Source organism: Micrococcus sp. iso_239 (assembly GCF_056173395.1).
This window is the reverse complement of the sequence record NZ_CM149672.1, coordinates 2386526-2406282: the sequence shown is the minus strand read 5'-3', so window position 1 is coordinate 2406282 and position 19757 is coordinate 2386526. Positions and strand designations below refer to the sequence as shown.

Sequence of the window (19757 nt, the reverse complement as noted above, 5' to 3'; positions counted from 1 at the left end):
CGGTTCGATCGGGTGCTGAACTCCCACAGTAGGGAGAGCCCGACGCCGGTGCGAGGGCGGAGCGGCGCTCCACCACCCCACTCCTCAGCTCTCCGCCTGGCCCTCCCGCCAGTAGCCCATGAAGGAGACGTGCTTCTTCGGCACGCCGCCGGGGCCCACGCTGAGCCGGCGCAGGGCGCGCACCATCGCGGACTCCCCGGCGAGGAACACGTAGGCCTCGGGCCGTTCGTCGGCCTCGAGGGCGGCGACGGTCCACTCGCGCTCGACGGAGGCCGCGGGCGGCGCGACCGGCCCGCCGGCGTCGTCGGGGTCCACGCCCAGCAGGGCGGCGAGGCGGGCGTGCGCCCAGGACCCCGACGGCGCCCCCGGCGCCCGGCGGCCCACGTGCAGGCGCACGCGGCCCCGGTCCGTCAGCTCCGTCACGGCCCGCCAGTCCCACGGCTCGGGGACGGCCAGGCGCTCGGCGATGAGGTCGGCGGCCTGCCCGTCGTGGGGCAGCTCGAGCACGAGGTCCGCCTCGCCGTCGAACCCGCCGAACGGGTCCGCGAGCTCCTCCGCCACGGACACCAGGGCGGGGACGGCGGTCTCGTCGCCCACGGCCAGCACACGGTGCGCCCCCGTCTGCCGCCAGCCGGACCACGCCGGCGCCTCCGCCGAGGGCACCAGCACGTTCACCGCGTCCCCCGCCTGGACGGCGCGCGCCCAGCGCAGGCCCGGCCCCTGATGCGGGTCGGCGGGGTCGTCCGGGTCGCCGTGCAGCACCACGTCCACGGTCAGCGAGGGCACCTGCCGCCCGTCGAGCCGCACGAGCCCGGCCGAGCGCACCGTGTACGTGCGCATCCAGCCGCGCTCCTCCTCGGGGATGGCCAGGAACCCGGCGCGGAACCCGGCGGACAGGTCCGGGTCCGCCGACGTCCCGCCCGGCGGGGGGATCAGCAGCTTCACATAGGCGTCCCGGCGCGGCCGCGCGCCCCGGTACAGGGCGTGCAGGTCGGCGACGCCGGGCGGCAGCAGTCCCAGCAGGTCCCCGCTGGCGGCCTCCAGGTCCGGGCCCGCCAGCACGATCCGCCGGAACCCGCGGCACGGCTGCTCCACGGACACCACGCGCGTGTGCGCCACGATCATGCCGTCGGCGCTCATCGGCGGTCCCCGTCCCCCCGCGGCAGCACCACGGGGTGGCCCAGCAGCGGGTCGGCCACCACGTCCGCGTCCAGGCCGAACACCTCGGCCAGCACCTCCGGCACGATCACCTCGCCCGGCGTGCCCTGCGCCACCACCCGGCCCGCGGCCATCGCCACGATGTGGTCCGCACTGCGCGCCGCCAGGTTCAGCTCGTGCAGCACCGCGACGACGGTCGCCCGGCCCTCGCCACGCGGGTCCGGGAGCGTGCGCACCAGGTCGAGCACCTCCACCTGATGGCTGAGGTCGAGGTAGCTCGTGGGCTCGTCGAGGAGCACCACCGGGGTCTGCTGGGCGAGCACGAGGGCGAGCCACGCCCGCTGCCGCTGCCCGCCGGAGAGCGTGCCGGCCTCGCGCTCGGCGAGCTCCACGAGGTCGGTGCTCTCGAGCGCCGCGGCGACCGCGGCGTCGTCGCCGGCGGCCCGGCCGCCCAGGAGCCCGCGGTGCGGGTGACGGCCGCGCGCCACGAGCTGCGCCACCGTCATGCCCTCGGGCGCCACGGGATGCTGGGGCAGCAGCGCCACGGTGCGGGCGTAGTCGCGCGCGGACACGCGGGCGGCGTCCCGACCGAGCACCTCGATGCTCCCGGCGCGCGGGGCGAGCTGGCGGGTCAGGCCGCGCAGCAGCGTGGACTTGCCGCAGCCGTTGGCGCCGATGATCGCGGTGACGCGCCCGGCGGGCACGTCCAGGTCGAGGTCCGCGACGATCGGCGGCGCCGAGGCCGGGCCGTAGCCGAGCGTCAGGCCGCGCAGGCGGATCGCGACGTCGTCGGCGGCCCCGGCGCGCGGTGCGGCGGGGGACGGGACGGTGAGCGGGGGAGCGGTCATGCGGAGCGCACGCCTCCTGGGGTCCGGCCCTGGCACAGCAGCAGCCAGAGCATGAGCGGGGCGCCGGCGGCGCCGGTGAGCACACCGGTGGGCAGGGCGGCGCCGGTGAGCAGGGGGACGGCCTCACCGGCCACGAGGTCCGCGAGCAGCACGAGCGCGGCGCCCGTGAGCGCCGCCGCGGGCAGGGAGGGCAGGCCACGGGTGAGCCCGCGCGCCACCGGGGTGGCCAGCAGCGCCACGAACGCCAGCGGCCCCACGACGGCGGTCGCCACGGCGGCCAGCACCGCGCCGAGCCCCAGCGCCGCGGCCGAGGTGGGACGCGGCCGGGCGCCGAGGGCGTGCGCGAGGTCCGGGCCGACGTCGGCGGGGGCCAGCCGCGCGTGGAGCACCCCCGCCAGCGGCAGGGCGACCACGAGCACGCCCGCGAGCAGCGCGATGCGGCCCCACGTGACCCCGTTGAGCGAGCCGGCGATCCAGACGGTGGCCGACTGCAGGTCGTGCTGGGCCAGCGAGAGCATGGCCCCGGCCACCACGGCCTGGCCCGCCGCCGCCACCGCGATGCCGGCCACGACGAACCGCTCGCCCCCCACCGAGCGGGCCGTGGCGAACACGGCGACCACCGCCGCGAGGCCACCGATCAGTGCCGTGGCGGCGCGCATCAGGTCCGATCCTCCGCCGGTCTGCCCGGCGGTCGCCAGCATCCCCAGCACGACCGCCGCCGCGGCGCCCTGGGTGACGCCCAGGATGTCCGGCGAGGCCAGGGGGTTGCGCAGCGTGCGCCGGTAGAGCGCGCCGGCCGCGCCCAGGGCGGCGCCGGTGAGCACTGCGGCCACGGCGCGGGGCAGCTTCTCCTCCAGCACGATGAAGCTCGCTCCCGGGATCGTCTCCCCGCCCAGGATCCGCACGAGGTCCGGGACGGTCACCTGGTACGTGCCCCACACCACGCGCAGCAGGGCGAGGACCAGCACGGCCACGGCGAGGCCCGCGCAGGCCCCTCCGAGGCGGCGCCGGTCGGCGCGGCGCAGGCGGGCGACGACGTCGTCCGGGGCGGTGCACTGGAGGCTCATGCGGCCACCCCCGGGCGGCGCAGCAGCGCCAGCAGCACGGGCACGCCGAGCAGGACGGTGGTCACCCCGAGGTGGATCTCCCCGGGCGCCACGACGAGCCGCCCGGCGAGGTCCGCGAGGATCACGAGGACGGCGCCCCACAGGGCGCAGCCGACCATCAGGGCCCGCGTGCTCGGCGGCCGCAGACGGCGCAGCGCGTGGGGCACGAGCAGTCCCACGAACCCGACCGGCCCGGCCAGCGCCACCGCCGCGGCCGTGAGCAGCACGACCGCGCCCAGCAGCACCGCGCGCACCCGCTCCGGGCGCCCGCCCAGGCCGTGCGCGAGGTCGTCGCCGAGGGCGAGGGCGTCGAGCCCGGGGGCCACGGCGACGGCGGCGAGCAGCCCGACGGCGATGACGGGTGCCAGGGCGAGCGCCTCGCCGAGGTCGGCGCGGGCCACCGTGCCCACGGCCCAGAACCGCAGTCGGTCCTGGACCGTGGGGGAGAGCACGAGCAGGGCCGTGGTGCCGGCGGTGGCGCCGGCGGTGAGCGCCGCGCCGGCCAGCACGAGCGCCATGGGGGAGGGGGCGCCGGGCGTCCGGCCACTCCGTGTGGCGGCCGCCGCCACCGCGTAGCCGAGCGCGGCCGCGACCAGCGTCCCGACGGCGGCCAGCGCCAGCACTCCGAACGTGGACCCGGCGACGCCGAGCGCCATGCCCGCCGCCACGGCCAGCCCCGCGCCGGCGGAGAGCCCGAGCAGCCCCGGGTCGCCGAGCGGGTTGCGGGTGGCCCCCTGCAGGGCGGCGCCGGCCACGGCCAGCGCCGCCCCCACGAGCGCCCCCGTCACCACGCGGGGCACGCGGGAGGCCACGGCCGCCGCCTCGATGCCCTCCGGCACGGGGTGCCCGGTGAGGATCGCGCCCAGGGTGTCGAGCGCCGTCGTCGCCGGCACGGTGCGCGCGCCGAGGGCGACGCCGGCCACGAGCGCCGCCAGCAGCAGCGCCGCGGGCAGGGCGCCCATCAGCACGCCCGCGCGGACGCGGGCCGGGGAGGCCAGGGCCGTGGACGGCATGGGGAGGGATCAGCCCTGCGCGGTCTTCGCGGCCTCGGCGATCGGCGGGACGACCTTCTCGAGCGCGAACGGGATGGACAGCGGGGAGATCGCGGAGACGGAGAGGACCTCCTGCTCGTCCGTCTGCAGGACGAGGGCGCCGGCCTTCACGGCCGGGATCGAGCCCAGCAGGGGGTCGGACTCGATGGCCTCGCGGACCGAGTCCTGGGCGGCCCAGGAGACGAACACGTCCGACTCCAGCTCGTCCGCGCGCTCGGGCGACCACGTGAAGAAGAACGCCTGGTCCTCCGGGGAGTTCTCCGTCACCACCGGCGCCTGCTCCATGCCGAGCAGCTCGAGGAACTTCGGGCGGTTGTCCACGTCCGTGTAGATGCTGATCTGGTCCGCGGCGGCGGGGTCGATGGTGCCGTAGACGAAGGACGCGCCCTGGAGGCCCGCGTGCTTCTCGCCGGCGTCCTTGATCTGCTGCTCGAGGTCCGCGATGAGCTCCTCCGCCTCCTGCTCCTTGCCGAGCACGCGGCCGATGACCTCCGTGGACTGCTGCCACGAGGTGCCGTAGGCGGGGACGTCCTTCGGGTAGGCCACTGTGGGGGCGATCTTCGAGAGGCGGTCGTAGTCCTCCTGCGTGATGCCGGAGTAGACGGCGAGGATGACGTCCGGCTTCACGGCGGCGATCGCCTCGGCGTCGATGCCGGAGGCCTCGGACCACTGCACGGGCTTCTGGGCGCCCTCGGTCTCGGCGAGCTTCGCGTCGAACCAGTCGGTGGACTTCTCCGCGTTCCCCCCGAACTCCACGGCGGCCATGCCCACCGGCACCACCCCGAGGGCGAGGGCCACGTCCTGGTTCACCCAGGACACGGTGGCCACGCGGGTCGGGCGCTGCGGGATCTCGGTGGTGCCGTAGACGTGCTCGATGCTGCGGGGGAACGCGGCGTCCCCGCCCGCGGCGTCCGACGACGACGCACCGGCCGACGAGGACGAGGCCGAGCCTCCGGCCGGGCCGGTGGAGCACGCGGCGAGCAGGAGGGTGAGCCCGACTCCCCCGCTGGCGAGGAGGGAGCGGCGGGACAGGGGGGACGGTGCCATGGTGGTGGCCTTTCACGGTCGCGACGCGCGGGCGCCGGGCGGAGGGGGTCGGGTCTGCGGTCGGAGGATGCGTCGGCCCTGCCGGGCCGGTATTAGCAAACACCGACGTGAGGTAACTCTGGAAGATTAGGGCAACCTAACTCCCCTGTGCAATCCCGGTGAGGGGCGTCGTCGGGGGAGGTGGGCGGGATACGGTGGCCTGGTGAGCCAGAACCCCCTCCCCGCCCCGCGCGGCGACGCGCAGCGCGGCGCCGCCGACCACCACGACCGGGTCTCCGCGATGTTCGACGCCATCGCCGGCCGCTACGACCTGATGAACGCCGTCATGACATGGGGTCAGGAGCCGCGCCTGGTGCGCCGCACGGTGGCGCGGGCCAACATCCCCGCGCAGGCCCGCGTGCTCGACCTGGCCACCGGCACCGGGGACCTCGCGTTCGAGGTGCTCAAGCAGCACCCCGACGCGCAGGTGGTGGGCGCCGACATCGCCGCCGAGATGATGGAGGTCGGCCGTGCCCGCGCGGGCGGGGACCGCATCGAGTGGGTCGTCGCGGACGCGACAGACCTGCCGTTCGAGTCCGGCTCGTTCGACGCCGTGACCCACGGCTACCTGCTGCGCAACGTCGCGGACATCCCGGCGACTCTCGCCGAGCAGTTCCGCGTGCTGCGCCCCGGCGGCTGGGTCGCGGCCCTCGAGACGTCGCCGGCGCCGGACAACGTGCTCAAGCCGTTCTCCTCCTTCTACATCCACCGGGTGATGCCGCAGCTCGCGAAGCTGATCGCCGACCGGCCCGAGGCCTACGCGTACCTGTCCTCCTCGACGAAGGCGTTCCACACGCCGGACGAGGTCGCGGACCTCTTCGCCGGGGCCGGCTTCGTGAACATCGGCCACGAGACCCACATGTTCGACACCCTGGCCACGCACTGGGCCATGAAGCCGGTCGACTGACGCCGGCCACGCGGCGCGGCGTCAGCACAGGGCGGCCCCGGTGGCGCCGCCGGATGTGTCAGGGCTGTGACGAGTCACGCTGATGTCCGCGTTCCGAGAAGACTCTGGGCCGACCCGGCTGGTCCGCGTAGCATGGGGCCCCGTCGAGGGGGATCCGCGCACCCCCCGGCCCCGGTCGCCGCCCGTCCGTCATCCCCCGGAACGGCGTCGCCCCTCCGTCGCGAGGCGCTCGTCCCCGCAGTCCGCGACGTCCGCGTGGGCACCGTGAACCGTCTCCCGAACGTAGAGGAACCTTGTGAGTCCCATCCAGAGCACCACCGGCCCGTCATCCATGGCGGAGCTGAAGAAGGTCCTGCCCGAGCTCTCGCATCCGGACGGCGCACCGGTGCGGGTGCTCGTCGTGGACGACGAGCCGATGATCGCCGACCTGCTCTCCATGGGCTTCACCCTCTGCGGCTGGGAGGTGATCGTGGCCCACGACGGCGCGACCGCCGTCGAGCTGGGCACCGCGGGCCGTCCGGACCTGGCGATCCTGGACGTCATGCTGCCGGACATGGACGGCCTGGACGTCCTGGAGCGCCTGCGCGCCCACTGGTCGGAGATGCCCGCCATGTTCCTCACCGCCAAGGACGCGACGGAGGACCGCGTGGCGGGCCTGGCCGCCGGCGGCGACGACTACGTGACCAAGCCCTTCTCCATGGAGGAGGTGCTCATCCGCGCGCACCGGCTCGTGCAGCGCTCCGGCGTGGTCTCGGGCGGCTCCGAGGTGCTCGTGGTCGGCGACCTGGTGATGAACACCCGCACTCACGAGGTGACCCGCGGCGGCGACGAGATCGAGCTGACCGCCACGCAGTACAACCTGCTGAAGTTCCTCATGGCCAACGTCCGCACGGTGCTCTCCAAGGAGCGCATCCTGCAGGACGTCTGGGGCTACGACTTCGGCGGCCGCGCGAACATCGTCGAGCTGTACATCTCCTACCTGCGGAAGAAGATCGACGCGGATCGGGATCCGATGATCCACACCATCCGCGGCGCCGGGTATGTCATCCGGCCTGCCTGAGACCGCCGCGGTCCCTTCGGGGCACGGCAGCACCCGCCGCAGGCGGCCCACGTCGCTGGCCCGCCGCATCGGCGCCGGCGTCCTTCTGATCCTGGTGGCCACCATCCTGGCCTACTCGTTCTTCGCGACCGGCATCACGAAGGCCCTGCTGACCGAATCCGCCTCTCGGGATGCCTCCGAAGCCTGGATCCGCGCCTCGGAGCAGCTGACGGTCCCCTCGCCGGGCGGAGGGGACGACGTCGGCCCCGGGGAGGGGTACCTGCGCGCGCCAGGCACCCTCGGCCAGCCCGAGGGCACGGTGGTCGCGCTCGTCCCGCTCTCCGGTCTGGAGGAGCATCGGCAGGACGCCCTCACCGGGCACCGGGTCGGTGACGCCGGGCAGTCCGTGCCGCTCACGGCGCGGGAGGCCCACGACCTTCTGCGCGCCGTCCGGGACCGGCCGGGTGGGCCGATGCTGGACGCCGTCGTCGGTGACGTCTCCTATCGCGTCCAGGCCCAACTGCTGAGCGCGCCGGGCCCCTGGGTGGCCGCGGACCAGGTGCTCGTGGTGGGGGCGCCGACGGGCGCCATGTCCGACGTCGCGCGCCAGGCGCTGGTCGCGGTCGCCGTCGGACTGTCCGTCACCGTCCTCACCACCGCGATCCTGGTGACCCTGTGGCTGCGTCGGGGCCTGGCCCCGCTGCGCGAGGTCGCCGCCGTCGCCGAGCGGGTCGCCCAGGTGGACATGGCCCGCGCCGGGCTCGATCCGGAGGACTCACGCATGCCGCCTCGGCTCCTGCAGGGGCCGGACGAGGTGGCCGTCGTCGCCCAGGCGCTCGACCGGTTCACCGGCTCGGTCGAGGCGGCCCTGGAGCAGCGCCGCGTGCAGGAGCAGCAGATGCGCCGGTTCATGGCGGACGCCTCCCACGAGCTGCGCACGCCGCTCGCCTCGGTGCGCGGCTACGCCGAGATGATCGCGATGACGGAGGAGCTCTCCGCGACTGGCCGGCGGTCGCTCGACCGGGTGCTGTTCCAGGCCGACCGCATGGCCGCCCTCGTGGACGACATGCTCCTGCTCGAACGGCTCGAGTCCGTCTCCCGCGGCCGGGCCATGGGCCTGGCGCCCTCCGGGGAGGTGGCGCTGGCCGAACAGGTGGACCTGTCCGAGGTGGTCCTCGAGGGCGTGATGGACGCCCGCGCCGCGTGGCCGGACCACACGTGGGTGGTGGACCTGCCCGCAGGGGTGGAGCCGGGCACCCAGCGGTGCGTCACCGGCGACCGGTCGCAGCTGGCCCGCGTGGTCGGCAACCTGCTCTCCAACGCGGCCAAGCACACCCCCGTCGGGACCACCGTCACGGCCTCCGTGCGGCAGGACCAGCCCCGGCCCGGTTTCATGCTCGTCAGCGTCCACGACGACGGCGGCGGCATCCCGGCCGACCGACACGCCACCCTCTTCCACCGCTTCGTCCGGGGCCCCGGGAAGGGCCGGACGAGCGCCCCGGGCACGGAGCCGTCCACGGGTCTGGGTCTGGCCATCGTGCGCTCGATCGCGCGCAGCCATGGCGGAGACGTGACCGTGGCGTCCGAGGGCGGGTGGACGCGCTTCGACGTCGTCGTGCCCTGCGCCCCGGGGCGCGCCGGGCCGGGGGCTGCGGGCTCCTGCTGCGGCCCCGCCCGGGCCGGCCTGCCCTGACCCCGGGTCGGCGACCGTTGACGGACCCCCACCCTCCTGTGCGTACGGTGCTTGTGCATGACCCAGAAAGGGTCGTCCGGGACTTCCGGCCGATCCTTCCCGACGCCGGTCGGCGCAAGCCGCCGGTGAGAGGAGCACGATCATGACCGACATCCGCCGCACCGCCACCGCCCTGACCCTCGGCGCCGCCGTCGTCACCGGCCTCGGAGCCCCCGCCGCCGTCGCTCAGACCACGGCCCCGGCCACCGAGACCGCCACCACGGCGCCGGCCTCCCCGTCGCCCGTTCCCCAGCAGGAGGAGAAGGACGACAACGGCAACTGGGGTCTGTGGGGCCTGGCCGGTCTGCTGGGCCTGGCGGGCCTGGCCGGCCGCCGCAAGCGTGAGGTGCACGCCGAGCCCGTGCGGAGCGACCACCACGTGGCCGGCGCGCACCGTGACCATGACGTGCACCGCGTGGACGACCGTGCCGGCGACGTGCGCACCGAGGGCGTGGACGCCCGCCGCCGCGAGGCCGAGGGCACCCTGGGCGATGCCACCCGCCGTCCGGGCACCGGCGACGGCCGTTGACCCGACCCCGGCCGCGTCGAGCGGCCCGTGACCGCGACCCCCGCCCCTGAGGCGGGGGTCGCGGCGTGTCGGGGGCGGGTCTCGAATGCGCTCCTCAGTCCGCGGCGTCCCCCGCCGAGGGCGCGGCGCGCAGCACCGCGTCCGTGAGGCGGTCCAGGGCCGCGGTCCCGGCCGTCCAGCGCTGCCAGTGCAGGTGCACGTCGGCCGCGCCGAGGGCCACGATCGGCTCGAGGTCGGGGTGCCGGCCCTCGAGCACGCCCGGCGGGATCTGCGCCGAAGGGAGCATGCCCCAGCCCAGCCCGAGCTCCACCGCCCGCAGATACGCGTGCACGGAGGGCACGAGGTGGGTCGGCGGGTCGGCCACGGGCCGGCCGCGGGTGACGCGGCGCAGCACCGTGTGCTGCAGGCCGTCGCGGGGGCCGTAGTCCACGATCGGCAGCGAGCCGAAGTCCACCCGGCCCCGCGCGTCGCGGTGCAGCTCCAGCAGGAAGGACGCGCACACCGCGTGATAGCGCATCGTGCCCAGCGGGGTGGAGGTGCACCCGGCCACGGGCGTGGGGTCGTCCGTCACGGCCGCCACGACCGCGCCGTCCCGCAGCAGGACGGCGGTGTGCTCCTGATCCTCGGACTGCATCTGCAGGACGACGTCGTCCCACGTCGCCGCCTCGCGCAGCACGGGCTCCCACCACGTGTCGAGGGAGTCTGCGTTGAGCGCCACGCGCAGCGGCACGCGGCCGCCGTCGCCCCGGCCGAGCGCGGCGAGCGCCTCGTCCTCGAGTGCGAGGGTCTGCCGGGCGAGACGGAGCAGGCGCTCTCCGGCCGCGGTCGGCCGGACGGGGACGGTGCGGGCCAGGAGCACCTGGCCCACCTGCCGCTCGAGGGCCTTGATCCGCTGCGAGAAGGCCGAGCCGGAGATCCGCAGGGAGTCCGCGGCGGCGTCGAAGGTGCCGTGGTCGACGGCCGCGACGAGGGCGCGCAGGTGGTCGGAGTTCATGCGGTCCAGGGTAGGGGTGGTCATGAAGGATGTCTTCAGATCTTGAAGAAGATCGCGATGGCACGGACGTGGGACGACTCCTATCCTCGCTCGGTGACCATCTTCGCCACCGGATTCCTGACCTACCTCGCCCTCATCGTCGCCATCGGCGCGCAGACCCTGTTCCTGCTGCGCCAGATCGTCCGACGCGACCGCGTGTGGACCGTCCTGACCGTGTGCTTCGTGGCCGATGTGGCGCTGCTCGTGCTCGGCGCCGGCGGCGTGGGCGTGGTGGCCGAGCGCTGGCCGTGGCTCGTGCCCGCGTTGACCGTGGCCGGCGTGGTCTACCTCCTCGGGTTCGCCGCGGGTGCGCTGCGCTCCGCCTGGCGCGGGGACCGGACCCTCACCACCGCGGCCGTGGACGCCGCGGGGAGCGGGCACGGCCCCGACCGCATCGACCTCGCGGTCCTCACCGGTGAGCTGCCGCTGATCGACCCGGCGACCGGCCGCCTGGCCGAGCGCGACCGCGAGCCGGCCAGGGCCGGCGTCGGGCAGCACGACGACGGCGCGCCCGGCTTCGGCGCCCCCTCAGGCGGCGGGTCGGTGACGGTGCGGCAGCGCGTGCAGCCGCGCCGCGTGGCGCTGGACCGCCCGCAGACGCCGCTGCCGCGGATCATCCTGCTGGCGCTGTCCGTCTCCCTGGTGAACCCGCACGCCATCCTCGACACCGTGGTCATGATGGGCACCTTCGCGCAGACGTTCGGAGCGGCGAAGTGGGCGTACGTGGGCGGCGCGGTGGCGGCCTCGCTCGTGTGGTTCACCGCGCTCGGCTGGGGCGGCGCCAAGCTCGCCCCGTCCATGGACTCGGCGCGGACGTGGCGGATCGTGGACGCCGTGGTGGGCGTGCTCATGCTGGGAATCGCCGTGAAGGTGGGGCTCACGCTCCTCTGAGCCGCGCGGGGAGGATGATGGGGGCATGAGTCCTTCCCCCTCCGACTCCGCCCGCACCCCGACCGTCACGGCCGGGGAGGTCATCCGCGTCTCCGCCGTCGTGCTGGCCCGCCCGGACCGCCGCGTGCTGACCGTCCGCAAGGCCGGCACCGCCATATTCATGTTCCCCGGCGGCAAGCACCTGCCCGGCGAGGACCCCGTGGACACCGCCGTCCGCGAGGTGGCCGAGGAGACCGGGCTTCGCCTGCGCCCGGACGAGCTGACCCGCCTGGGCGCGTGGGACACCGCCGCGGCCAACGAGCCCGGCGCCGCCCTGCACTCGGAGGTGTTCGCGCTGTGGCGGCCCGTCGCCCGGCACGAGGTCCCCGAGCCGACGGACGAGATCGTCGAGCTGCACTGGATGGACCCCGCCGCCCCGGCCGCACCGGGCGGGCACGGCGTGGCCCCGCTGCTGCACCCCGTGCTGGCCGCCGTCGCCGCAGCGCCCCCGTTCTGACGTCCGCGCGGGCCGGCCGGCCCGCGCTGATGTCCGCCCCGGCCACTAGCCTGGCCGGGTGACGTCGCTGCTCCGCATCCTGCGCTTCGCGCCCCAGCTCCACCGCCTCTACCTCGGCATCGCCGTCAGCTCCGTGCTGGCCGCGGTGCTGGCCCTGGCCACCCCGTTCCTGATCGGTGCGGCCACGGACCGGATCGTCGCCGCCGTCGCGGGGGAGACCGACGTGGCCGAGGCCGTCACCGCGGTGACCTGGCTGGCGGTCGCGTTCCTCGCCGTCGAGGTGGCGACCACCCTGGTGGTGAGCGTGGGCGGCTACTGGGGCGACGTGATGGCCGCGCGCATGCGCACCATCCTCTCCACGCGGTACTTCGAGCAGCTGCTGCACCTGCCCCAGCGGTACTTCGACACCGCGATCACCGGGCGGGTCGTCAACCGGTTGAACCGCACCATCAACGAGATCACCCAGTTCCTGCAGTTCTTCGCGAACAACGCGTTCACCATGCTCGTCACCACCGCCGCGGTGCTCGTGATCACGGCGTTCTACTGGTGGCCGCTGGCGATCCTGCTGGCCGTCGTCTTCCCCGTGTACATGTGGCTCACCGCGCGGACGTCCGCGAAGTGGCAGGTGTGGGAGGGGGAGAAGAACACGGAGGTGGACGTCGCCTCGGGGCGGTTCGCCGAGGTGGTCTCCCAGATGTCCGTGGTGCGGGCCTACAACCGGCAGGACCACGAGCTCACCGGGTTCCGCGACCGGTTCCTGCGGACCGTGGAGATCACCCGGCAGCAGTCCCGGTTCTGGCACGGCATGGACGCCGGGCGCCGGCTCGCCCTGAACGTGGCCTTCGGCGCGATGTACCTGATCGTGTTCGTCCGCACCGCGCAGGGCCTGTTCTCCGTGGGCGACATGGTGATCCTCCTGCAGCTGATGAACATGGCCCGGCAGCCGATCTTCTCCATGAGCTTCCTCGTGGACTCCGCCCAGCGCGCCGTCGCCGGGTCGAAGGACTACTTCGAGGTGCTCGCCGAGGAGCGCGAGCGGGCCGGCGGGGCGGCGCTCGCGGCGGCGAGCGCGGAGGAGCCCCGCGCGCCGGCGGAGCCGCGGGCCGACGTCGTGCCGGGTGCGCCGGACGTCCCCGCGGACGTGCCGGCCGTGCGCTTCGACGAGGTCTCCTTCGCCTACGACGCCGACGCCTCCCGCCCCGTGCTGGACCGCGTGTCCTTCGACATCCCGCGGGGTGCCAGGGTGGCGCTCGTGGGCGAGTCGGGCGGCGGGAAGTCGACCATCGCGCACCTGCTGCTGGGTCTGTACCCGGTGACGAGCGGACGCATCGAGGTGTTCGGACAGGACGTCGCCGGGCTGGACCTGGCCGCGCTGCGCGGGCGGATCGCCACCGTGTTCCAGGAGCCGAGCCTGTTCTCCGGGACGGTGCGCGAGAACATCGCCTACGCGGACCCCGACGCCTCCGACGAGCGCGTCCGGGCCGCCGCCAAGGCCGCGTACGCGCACCGGTTCGTGGCGGCGTTCGACGACGGCTACGAACAGGTGATCGGCGAGCGCGGGCTGCGGCTGTCCGGCGGGCAGAAGCAGCGGATCGCGGTGGCGCGGGCCGTGCTGAAGGACGCGCCGATCCTTGTGCTGGACGAGGCCACCTCCGCACTGGACACGAAGTCAGAACGGCTCGTGCAGGCGGCCCTCGAGGACCTGATGGTGGGGCGGTCGAGCCTGATCGTGGCGCACCGGCTGAGCACGATCGCGTCCGTGGACCGGATCGTCACGCTGCGCGGCGGGCAGGTGCAGGAGATCGGGACCCCGGCCGAGCTGGCCGCGTCCGGCGGGATCTACGCGCAGCTGCTCGAGCTGCAGAGGGCCGGCACCCAGGAGGCCCGGAAGATGCTGAAGGAGTACGGGCTGAGCGGGTGATCCCGGAATCTTCTGCGGATCCGACCCTTCCGAGCGCTGCGCGGCGGCCCAGAAGGGTCAGATGTGCAACGGATTCCCAGCGCGCGGCAGGACGTCCACGACGACGTCGGCCCGACGCCTCCGCAGGGCCTGTGGACAACCGGGCCCGCCGACGTCGGGAGCGAGCAGGATCGGGGCCATGCGCGTGCCCGGACCCTTCCCCGCCCACCTCCAGGACGCCCCGTTCACGCGGGCGCAGGCGCTGGCCGCCGGGGTGTCCGGGTCGCGGCTGCGCAGCCGGGACGTCGAACGCGTCGCGCACGGCCACTACCGCTGGATCGGCCCCGTCACCGGGGCGACGCCGCCCGCGCGTCCCCTCGCCACCGAGCTGTCCCGGCTGCAGGACCTGGCGGCGATGCGTCCCGACGTCGTGGTGACCGGAGAGTCCGTGGCCCGGTTGCTGGGCTGGCCCCTCCCGGACGACGTGAAGGCCCGGGTGCGTCCTACCGTCCTGCGGTCCCGCACCCGCCGGGTGCTACGGGAGCCCGGCGTGCGCACCCGGCTCGTGGACCTGGACCGCGTCCTCGTGCGGAGGGACCGGCTGCACGGGCTGCGATGGACCTCGCACGCCGACACCTGGTTCCACCTGGCCACCGTCCTGGACCGAGACGCGCTCGTGGCGGTCGGAGATCGGCTGGCACGGGAGGACGAACGGCGGGGGAAGGTCGCGCTGGCCACCCGCCGGGAGCTCGGCGCCGCGCTCGAGCGGCACACCGGCGAGGCCGGGATCGTGCGGGCGCGGGAGGCGCTCGCGCTCGTGCGCACCGGTTCCGACTCCCCGGCCGAGACCGAACTGCGCCTGGCGCTGATGGCCGCGGGGCTGCCCGAGCCGGACCTGCAGATCGAGCTCTGGGACCCGGACTACTCGCTGTGGCACCCCGCCAGCGCGGACCTCGGCTACCGGCGGTGGCGGATCGCGATCCACTACGAGGGCAAGACCCACGACGGCGCCGCGCAGGTCGGCAAGGACACCCGCCGGGACGCGGTGTTCCTGCGTCAGGGCTGGCTCAACATCCGGGTGGCGGGGACGGACCGGTGGCGGGGATTCGTCGAGACGGCGGCGCTGGTGCGGGCCGCGATCGCGGAGCGTGGCGGTCTCGACGCCGGTGGCGCGGAGGATCGTCTGCGGAACTGACCCTTCTGGGGCGGGAGCGGACGTCCAGAAGGGTCAGGGGCGCAGAAGATTCCGGAAGGCCGACGACGGCGCCGCGTCACGCGACGACGCACCGCGGCCCCGCTCTTACCATGACGGGATGACCGCACCGGATCCCGCCCCCACCGACGCCCGCCGCGCGGAAGACCGCTCCGCCCGCATCGCCGTCACCGTCTTCCCGCTGCTGGTGCTCGCCGCCGCGCTCGTGGGCTTCCTCGCCCCGACCGCCGCGAAGACGCTGCTGCCCCAGGTCAACCTGTTCCTCGGGATCATCATGTTCGGCATGGGCCTGACGCTGACCCTTCCGGACTTCGGCCTCGTCGCCCGCCGGCCGCTGCCCGTGCTGCTGGGCGTGGTGGCGCAGTACGCGATCATGCCGCTGCTGGGGCTCGGCGTCGCCGTCGTGCTCCAGCTGCCGCCCGAGCTCGCGGCGGGCGTGATCCTCGTGGGCTCGGCCCCGGGCGGCACGTCCTCGAACGTGGTCAGCTACCTCGCCCGCGCCGACACCGCCCTCTCCGTGGCCATGACCTCCGTGTCCACGCTCCTGGCCCCGCTGCTCACGCCGCTGCTCACCCTGTGGCTGGCCGGCCAGTACATGGCCGTCGACGGCGGCGCCATGGCCAAGTCCATCGTGAACATCGTGCTCCTGCCGGTCCTAGGCGGACTCGTCGTGCGCCTGCTGCTGCGCCGCGTCGTCGACCGCGTGCTGCCCGCCCTGCCGTGGGTCTCGGTGGTGTTCATCGCGCTGGTGGTGGCCGCCGTCGTCGGCAACAGCGCCTCCCGCGTGCTGTCGGCGGGCCTGCTGGTGTTCGCAGCGGTGGTGCTGCACAACGGGCTCGGCTACCTGCTCGGCTACGGCGCGGCGAAGCTGTTCCGGCTGCCCACGCCCGTGGCGCGCACGGTCTCGATCGAGGTCGGCATGCAGAACTCGGGCCTGGCCGCGGGCCTCGCCGCGCAGTACATCTCGCCGGCGGCAGCCCTGCCGGGCGCCGTGTTCTCGATCTGGCACAACCTCTCCGGGGCCGTGCTCGCGATGGCCTACCGCCGTTCCGACGGCCGCAGGGCCGCGGGCGCCCCCGGCTCGGCCCCGGCGAATCGTCTGCGGAACTGACCCTTCTGAGGCGGGATCAGACCCCCCAGAAGGGTCAGTTCCGCAGACGATTCCGGACGGTCGACGACGACGCCGGCCGCCGGGCAGCGCGCGAGTGAGGGCCGTGGCGTGGCCCGGCTCACACCGTGGCCCGCCCGCTCACACCGCGCCCCGCTCGCTCACACCGCGGCCAGGCCCGCCACGGGGCTCAGCCGGGCCGCCCGACGCGCGGGCAGCAGCGACGCCGCCAGGCCGGCCAGCGCCGCCACGGCCACCACCAGCCCGAGCTCGAGCCACGGCACGGCCGGGCGCACCGCGGTCCCGGCGCCCGCGGTCGCGGAGAGGTCGGCGAGGACCAGCTGCGCCCCCGCCCAGCCGTAGCACACCCCGAGGGCGCAGCCCAGCACGGCGGCCACGGCCGCGATCAGCACGGCCTCGATCGCGATCGCCCCGCGCAGTCCGCCTCGCGTCAGGCCGAGGGCCCGCAGCAGCGCGTTCTCGCGCGTCCGCTCGATTACGGACAGGCTCAGCGTGTTCGCCACGCCGATCAGCGCGATCAGCACGGACACCGCCAGCAGCGCCACCACGATCCCGAGCATCGCGTCGATGATCCGGGCGTAGAGCGCGCGCTCGCCGGCCCCGCCGTCGATCACGGCCGCCCCGGCGCCCGCGGCCCGGGTCACGTCCTCGCTCAGGCCCTGCAGGCGGTCGACGGGGACACCGGGGTCGAGCGCGATGAGCAGCTGGCCCGGCACGGCGGCGTCCGCGGTCCCGTCCCACCCGGCCTCGCGCAGCGGCTCGGCCGCCACGTACACGCCGGAGCTCAGCGAGCCGGCGCGCACCGGGACGAACGTCCGCGCGGCCCCCGCCACCTCAGCGCGGACCTGATCCGTGTCGACCCAGTCGGGCACGAGCGCCGTGCCGGGGTCGCCGAGGCCGGTCACGGCCTCGGGCAGGCGCGCGACGACGGCGCGCAGGTCCGCGGCCGGCGTCGCCAGCACGGGGGACCCGTTCTCCGTGGCGCCCACCGGGGTGGCCAGGGCCACCGCCTGCACGTCCGCCGTCGCGGCGACGGCCTCGGCCGCGTGGGCCGGGTCCGCGTCGGCGGGCAGCTGCACCACGAGGTCCACCGGGTAGGCGGTGTCCAGGGCGAGGGCCGTCTGCTCCTGGGCGGTGCGCCCGCCGGTGAGGAACAGCGCCACGAGGGTGGTGCCCACGAGCAGGGCCGCGGCGGTGGCAGCGGTCCGGGACCGGTGGCGCACCGCGTTCAGCCCGGCCAGGTGCCCGGGGACGCCGGCCGGACGCGCCAGCACGGCCGCCCCCCGCACCGCGGCGGGCACGAACAGCCGTGCCAGCAGGAGCACGCCCACGAAGGACAGCGCGCCGCCGCCGATCGCTGAGACCGGCTCCCGGACGGACACACCCCCCAGCATGAGCGCGGTGCCGCCGACGGCCAGCACCAGCCCGATCGCCGTGCGGACCCGGCCGCCGCGCGATCCGGCGGTCACCTCGTCCTTGGGCCGCAGGGCCTCGAGCGGGGCGACGCGCGTCGCGGCCACCGCGGGGGCCAGCGCGGCCAGGACCGTCACCGCCACACCCACGGCCACCGAGACGGCGAGCCCGGCCGGGTGCAGACCGAACGTGAGGAACGGCAGGTCCAGCATCTCGCGGGCGGCCGCGGCCACGCCGGCCACGATCGCCACGGCGAGCCCGGCGCCCAGCACGGAGCCCACCACGCCCACGACGGCGGCCTCGGTCAGCACGGAGGCCCGCACCTGGGCCGTTGTCGCGCCGATGGTGCGCAGCAGCGCGAGGTCACGGGTGCGCTGGGCCACGAGCACCTGGAAGGTGTTCGCGATGACCAGCGCGGTCACCAGCAGGGCCAGCGCCGCGAAGCCGCCGAGCACCCAGCCCAGCAGGTCGGTGCCGCCGCTCAGCTGCGTCACCGCCGAGCGCACGGCCTCGTCCGGGGTCGCGACGTCGACGTCCACCCCGGCCGCGGTGGCCTCGGCGCGGGCGGCCTCGGCGACGGCGGGGACGTCCGCTCCGTCGGCCAGGCGCAGCAGCAGGTGGGGGGTGAACCCGGCCTCCCCGTCCTGGCCCTGCACCGCGGTCAGCGCCGCGGGTGAGGCCCACACCTGTGCCTGCCCGGAGAGCATCGGGTCGGGGGAGGGCTGGGTCAGGCCCGTGACCACCGCGTCCACCGGCGTGGTGGCCGGGGCGGGCCCGGACTCGCTCGCCAGCGTGACGACGTCGCCCACGGCCACTCCGTGCCGGTCCGCGGTCTGCGTGTCGAGGGTGACGCCGCGGGCGTCGTCGGCGGCGGGCAGGGCGCCGGCGGTCACGGTCAGGCCCGCCAGGGCCGGGTCGCGGGGCAGGGGCATTACCGTGGTGCCGAACTCGGCGTCCGCGGCGCGGGCCGTCGCCCACGCCATCCGCAGGGCGTACGCCTCCTCGACGCCGTCCAGGCGGGCCAGCGGGCCGGGCTCGGCGGAGGTGCCGGCGAGGTCGGAGATGTCCTTGGACCCGCCCGGCAGGACCACGAGGTCGGCGTCGGCGTAGGTGCTGCCGAGCGTGGCGCGCAGGGTGGCCTGCGCCGTCGAGGAGACGAGGAAGGAGGCCGCGAGGAACAGGGTGCCGATCAGGATGGCCAGCACCAGGGAGACGTAGCGGCGCGGCTGGGTGCGCAGCTGGGAGAGGGCGACGGTCCACACGGTCAGCGCACCCCGCCCTCGGCCGGGGCGGACAGGGCGGTCAGGGCCGCGGTGACGGACTCGACGGTGGGGTCCACGAGCTCACCGGCCAGGCGGCCGTCCGCGAGCAGCACGACGCGGTCGGCGGCGGAGGCGGCCACGGGGTCGTGGGTGACCATGATGACGGTCTGGCCCATCTCCCGCGCGGACCGGCGCAGCAGGCCGAGCACCTCGGTGGAGGTGGCGGTGTCCAGGTTGCCGGTGGGCTCGTCCCCGAACACGACGTCCGGTCGGGTGAGCAGGGCGCGGGCGACGGCGACGCGCTGCTGCTGACCGCCCGAGAGCTCGTGCGGGCGGTGGCCCAGCCGGTCCGCGAGGCCCAGTGCCCGGGTGATCTCGTCCAGCCAGGCGCGGTCCGGGGTGCGGCCGGCCAGCTCGAGCGGCAGCACGATGTTCTGTTCGGCCGTGAGCGTGGGCACGAGGTTGAAGGCCTGGAACACGAAGCCCACGCGGTCGCGATGCAGCCGGGTCAGGGCGGTGTCGTCCAGCCCGGTGATCTCGGTGCCGCCGATCCTCACGGAGCCCGAGGTCGGCGCGTCCAGCCCGGCCAGGCAGTGCATGAGCGTCGACTTGCCCGAGCCCGAGGGCCCCATGATCGCGGTGAACGCGCCCGAGGCGAAGTCCACGTCCACCCCGCGCAGGGCGTGCACCTGCGCGTCACCGCGCCCGTAGGCGCGGGTGAGGCCGCGGGCGCAGACGGCGGGCGCCGTCGTCGTGGTGGCGGACGACGACGGCGTGCCCGGCCCCGGCGCGACGGGGCCGGCGGTCGTGGGGGAGGCGGGGTGTGCGGAGGAAGCGGTGTCCATGGCGGCCACTCTCCCGCCCGGACCCGGCGGAGCGGATCGGAGGAGGGGACCACCTCCGTCGGCGGCGGGTCATGCCTGGGGATGAGGCGGGCCACCGGGGCGTGGGCCCGAGGGCGTC

17 protein-coding genes are annotated in these 19757 nt (G+C 75.4%); 9 read left to right on the top strand and 8 right to left on the bottom strand.

The window, feature by feature from the left end; translation table 11 throughout:
- Positions 1-84 precede the first annotated feature (84 nt).
- Genes AC0VX2_RS11230 through AC0VX2_RS11210 form a run of 5 tightly spaced genes read right to left on the bottom strand, consistent with a single transcriptional unit; the run spans position 85 to position 5211 of the window.
- Positions 85-1140 carry a siderophore-interacting protein gene (locus AC0VX2_RS11230; RefSeq protein ID WP_041104096.1) on the bottom strand — a complete coding sequence of 352 codons (1056 nt, stop codon included), beginning with the start codon at positions 1138-1140 and terminating at the stop codon, positions 85-87.
- A complete protein-coding gene (locus AC0VX2_RS11225) occupies positions 1137-2006 on the bottom strand; it encodes an ABC transporter ATP-binding protein (RefSeq protein WP_101965884.1) in 870 nt (289 codons plus the stop codon). The genes AC0VX2_RS11230 and AC0VX2_RS11225 overlap by 4 nt, the downstream gene beginning before the upstream one ends.
- Positions 2003-3073 (bottom strand): FecCD family ABC transporter permease, encoded by a 1071-nt coding sequence (locus tag AC0VX2_RS11220; protein WP_078025656.1) that lies wholly within the window; start codon positions 3071-3073, stop codon positions 2003-2005. Before AC0VX2_RS11220 ends, AC0VX2_RS11225 begins: the two co-directional genes overlap by 4 nt.
- The gene (locus AC0VX2_RS11215) at positions 3070-4125 is read right to left on the bottom strand and encodes a FecCD family ABC transporter permease (protein WP_078025657.1); all 1056 of its coding nucleotides are present in this window, start codon (positions 4123-4125) and stop codon (positions 3070-3072) included. Before AC0VX2_RS11215 ends, AC0VX2_RS11220 begins: the two co-directional genes overlap by 4 nt.
- Before the next feature lie 9 nt (positions 4126-4134).
- Positions 4135-5211 carry an iron-siderophore ABC transporter substrate-binding protein gene (locus tag AC0VX2_RS11210; RefSeq protein WP_101965883.1) on the bottom strand — a complete coding sequence of 359 codons (1077 nt, stop codon included), beginning with the start codon at positions 5209-5211 and terminating at the stop codon, positions 4135-4137.
- A gap of 202 nt (positions 5212-5413) precedes the next feature.
- On the opposite strand from AC0VX2_RS11210, the gene AC0VX2_RS11205 reads away from it, so the two are divergent.
- The 4 genes from AC0VX2_RS11205 (at position 5414) to AC0VX2_RS11190 (ending at position 9457) form a co-directional block, all read left to right on the top strand.
- A complete protein-coding gene (locus tag AC0VX2_RS11205; protein ID WP_101965882.1) occupies positions 5414-6157 on the top strand; it encodes a ubiquinone/menaquinone biosynthesis methyltransferase in 744 nt (247 codons plus the stop codon).
- A 331-nt stretch (positions 6158-6488) separates the two neighbouring features.
- Positions 6489-7217 carry a response regulator transcription factor gene (locus tag AC0VX2_RS11200; protein ID WP_029248286.1) on the top strand — a complete coding sequence of 243 codons (729 nt, stop codon included), beginning with the start codon at positions 6489-6491 and terminating at the stop codon, positions 7215-7217.
- A gap of 94 nt (positions 7218-7311) precedes the next feature.
- Positions 7312-8889, top strand: coding sequence for a HAMP domain-containing sensor histidine kinase (locus tag AC0VX2_RS11195; RefSeq protein ID WP_240756365.1), 1578 nt, complete (start codon positions 7312-7314; stop codon positions 8887-8889).
- Positions 8890-9031: 142 nt separating this feature from the next.
- Complete coding sequence (locus AC0VX2_RS11190; RefSeq protein WP_101965881.1) at positions 9032-9457, top strand: WGxxGxxG family protein; 426 nt, start codon at positions 9032-9034, stop codon at positions 9455-9457.
- 94 nt (positions 9458-9551) lie between these two features.
- On the opposite strand, the gene AC0VX2_RS11185 is transcribed toward AC0VX2_RS11190, so the two are convergent.
- A complete protein-coding gene (locus tag AC0VX2_RS11185; protein ID WP_101965880.1) occupies positions 9552-10475 on the bottom strand; it encodes an ArgP/LysG family DNA-binding transcriptional regulator in 924 nt (307 codons plus the stop codon).
- Between the two features lie 69 nt (positions 10476-10544).
- Between AC0VX2_RS11185 and AC0VX2_RS11180 the strand changes: the two genes are divergently transcribed.
- From AC0VX2_RS11180 to AC0VX2_RS11160, 5 genes are all read left to right on the top strand, one after another.
- The gene (locus AC0VX2_RS11180) at positions 10545-11381 is read left to right on the top strand and encodes a LysE/ArgO family amino acid transporter (protein ID WP_363798743.1); all 837 of its coding nucleotides are present in this window, start codon (positions 10545-10547) and stop codon (positions 11379-11381) included.
- A 25-nt stretch (positions 11382-11406) separates the two neighbouring features.
- Entirely contained in the window at positions 11407-11877 is a 471-nt protein-coding gene (locus AC0VX2_RS11175; RefSeq protein WP_145950888.1) for an NUDIX hydrolase, read from the top strand.
- Positions 11878-11935: 58 nt separating this feature from the next.
- Positions 11936-13798: an ABC transporter ATP-binding protein gene (locus AC0VX2_RS11170; RefSeq protein WP_101965878.1), complete on the top strand. Its 1863-nt coding sequence runs from the start codon at positions 11936-11938 to the stop codon at positions 13796-13798.
- A 178-nt stretch (positions 13799-13976) separates the two neighbouring features.
- Positions 13977-14972: a hypothetical protein gene (locus tag AC0VX2_RS11165; protein ID WP_049147022.1), complete on the top strand. Its 996-nt coding sequence runs from the start codon at positions 13977-13979 to the stop codon at positions 14970-14972.
- Positions 14973-15090: 118 nt separating this feature from the next.
- Positions 15091-16101: a bile acid:sodium symporter family protein gene (locus AC0VX2_RS11160; RefSeq protein WP_020625623.1), complete on the top strand. Its 1011-nt coding sequence runs from the start codon at positions 15091-15093 to the stop codon at positions 16099-16101.
- A gap of 158 nt (positions 16102-16259) precedes the next feature.
- Here AC0VX2_RS11160 and AC0VX2_RS11155 read toward each other — a convergent pair whose 3' ends face one another.
- Both AC0VX2_RS11155 and AC0VX2_RS11150 read right to left on the bottom strand, forming a co-directional pair.
- Positions 16260-18794, bottom strand: coding sequence for an FtsX-like permease family protein (locus AC0VX2_RS11155; protein WP_020625622.1), 2535 nt, complete (start codon positions 18792-18794; stop codon positions 16260-16262).
- A 2-nt stretch (positions 18795-18796) separates the two neighbouring features.
- The gene (locus AC0VX2_RS11150) at positions 18797-19639 is read right to left on the bottom strand and encodes an ABC transporter ATP-binding protein (protein ID WP_475432589.1); all 843 of its coding nucleotides are present in this window, start codon (positions 19637-19639) and stop codon (positions 18797-18799) included.
- Positions 19640-19757 lie beyond the last annotated feature (118 nt).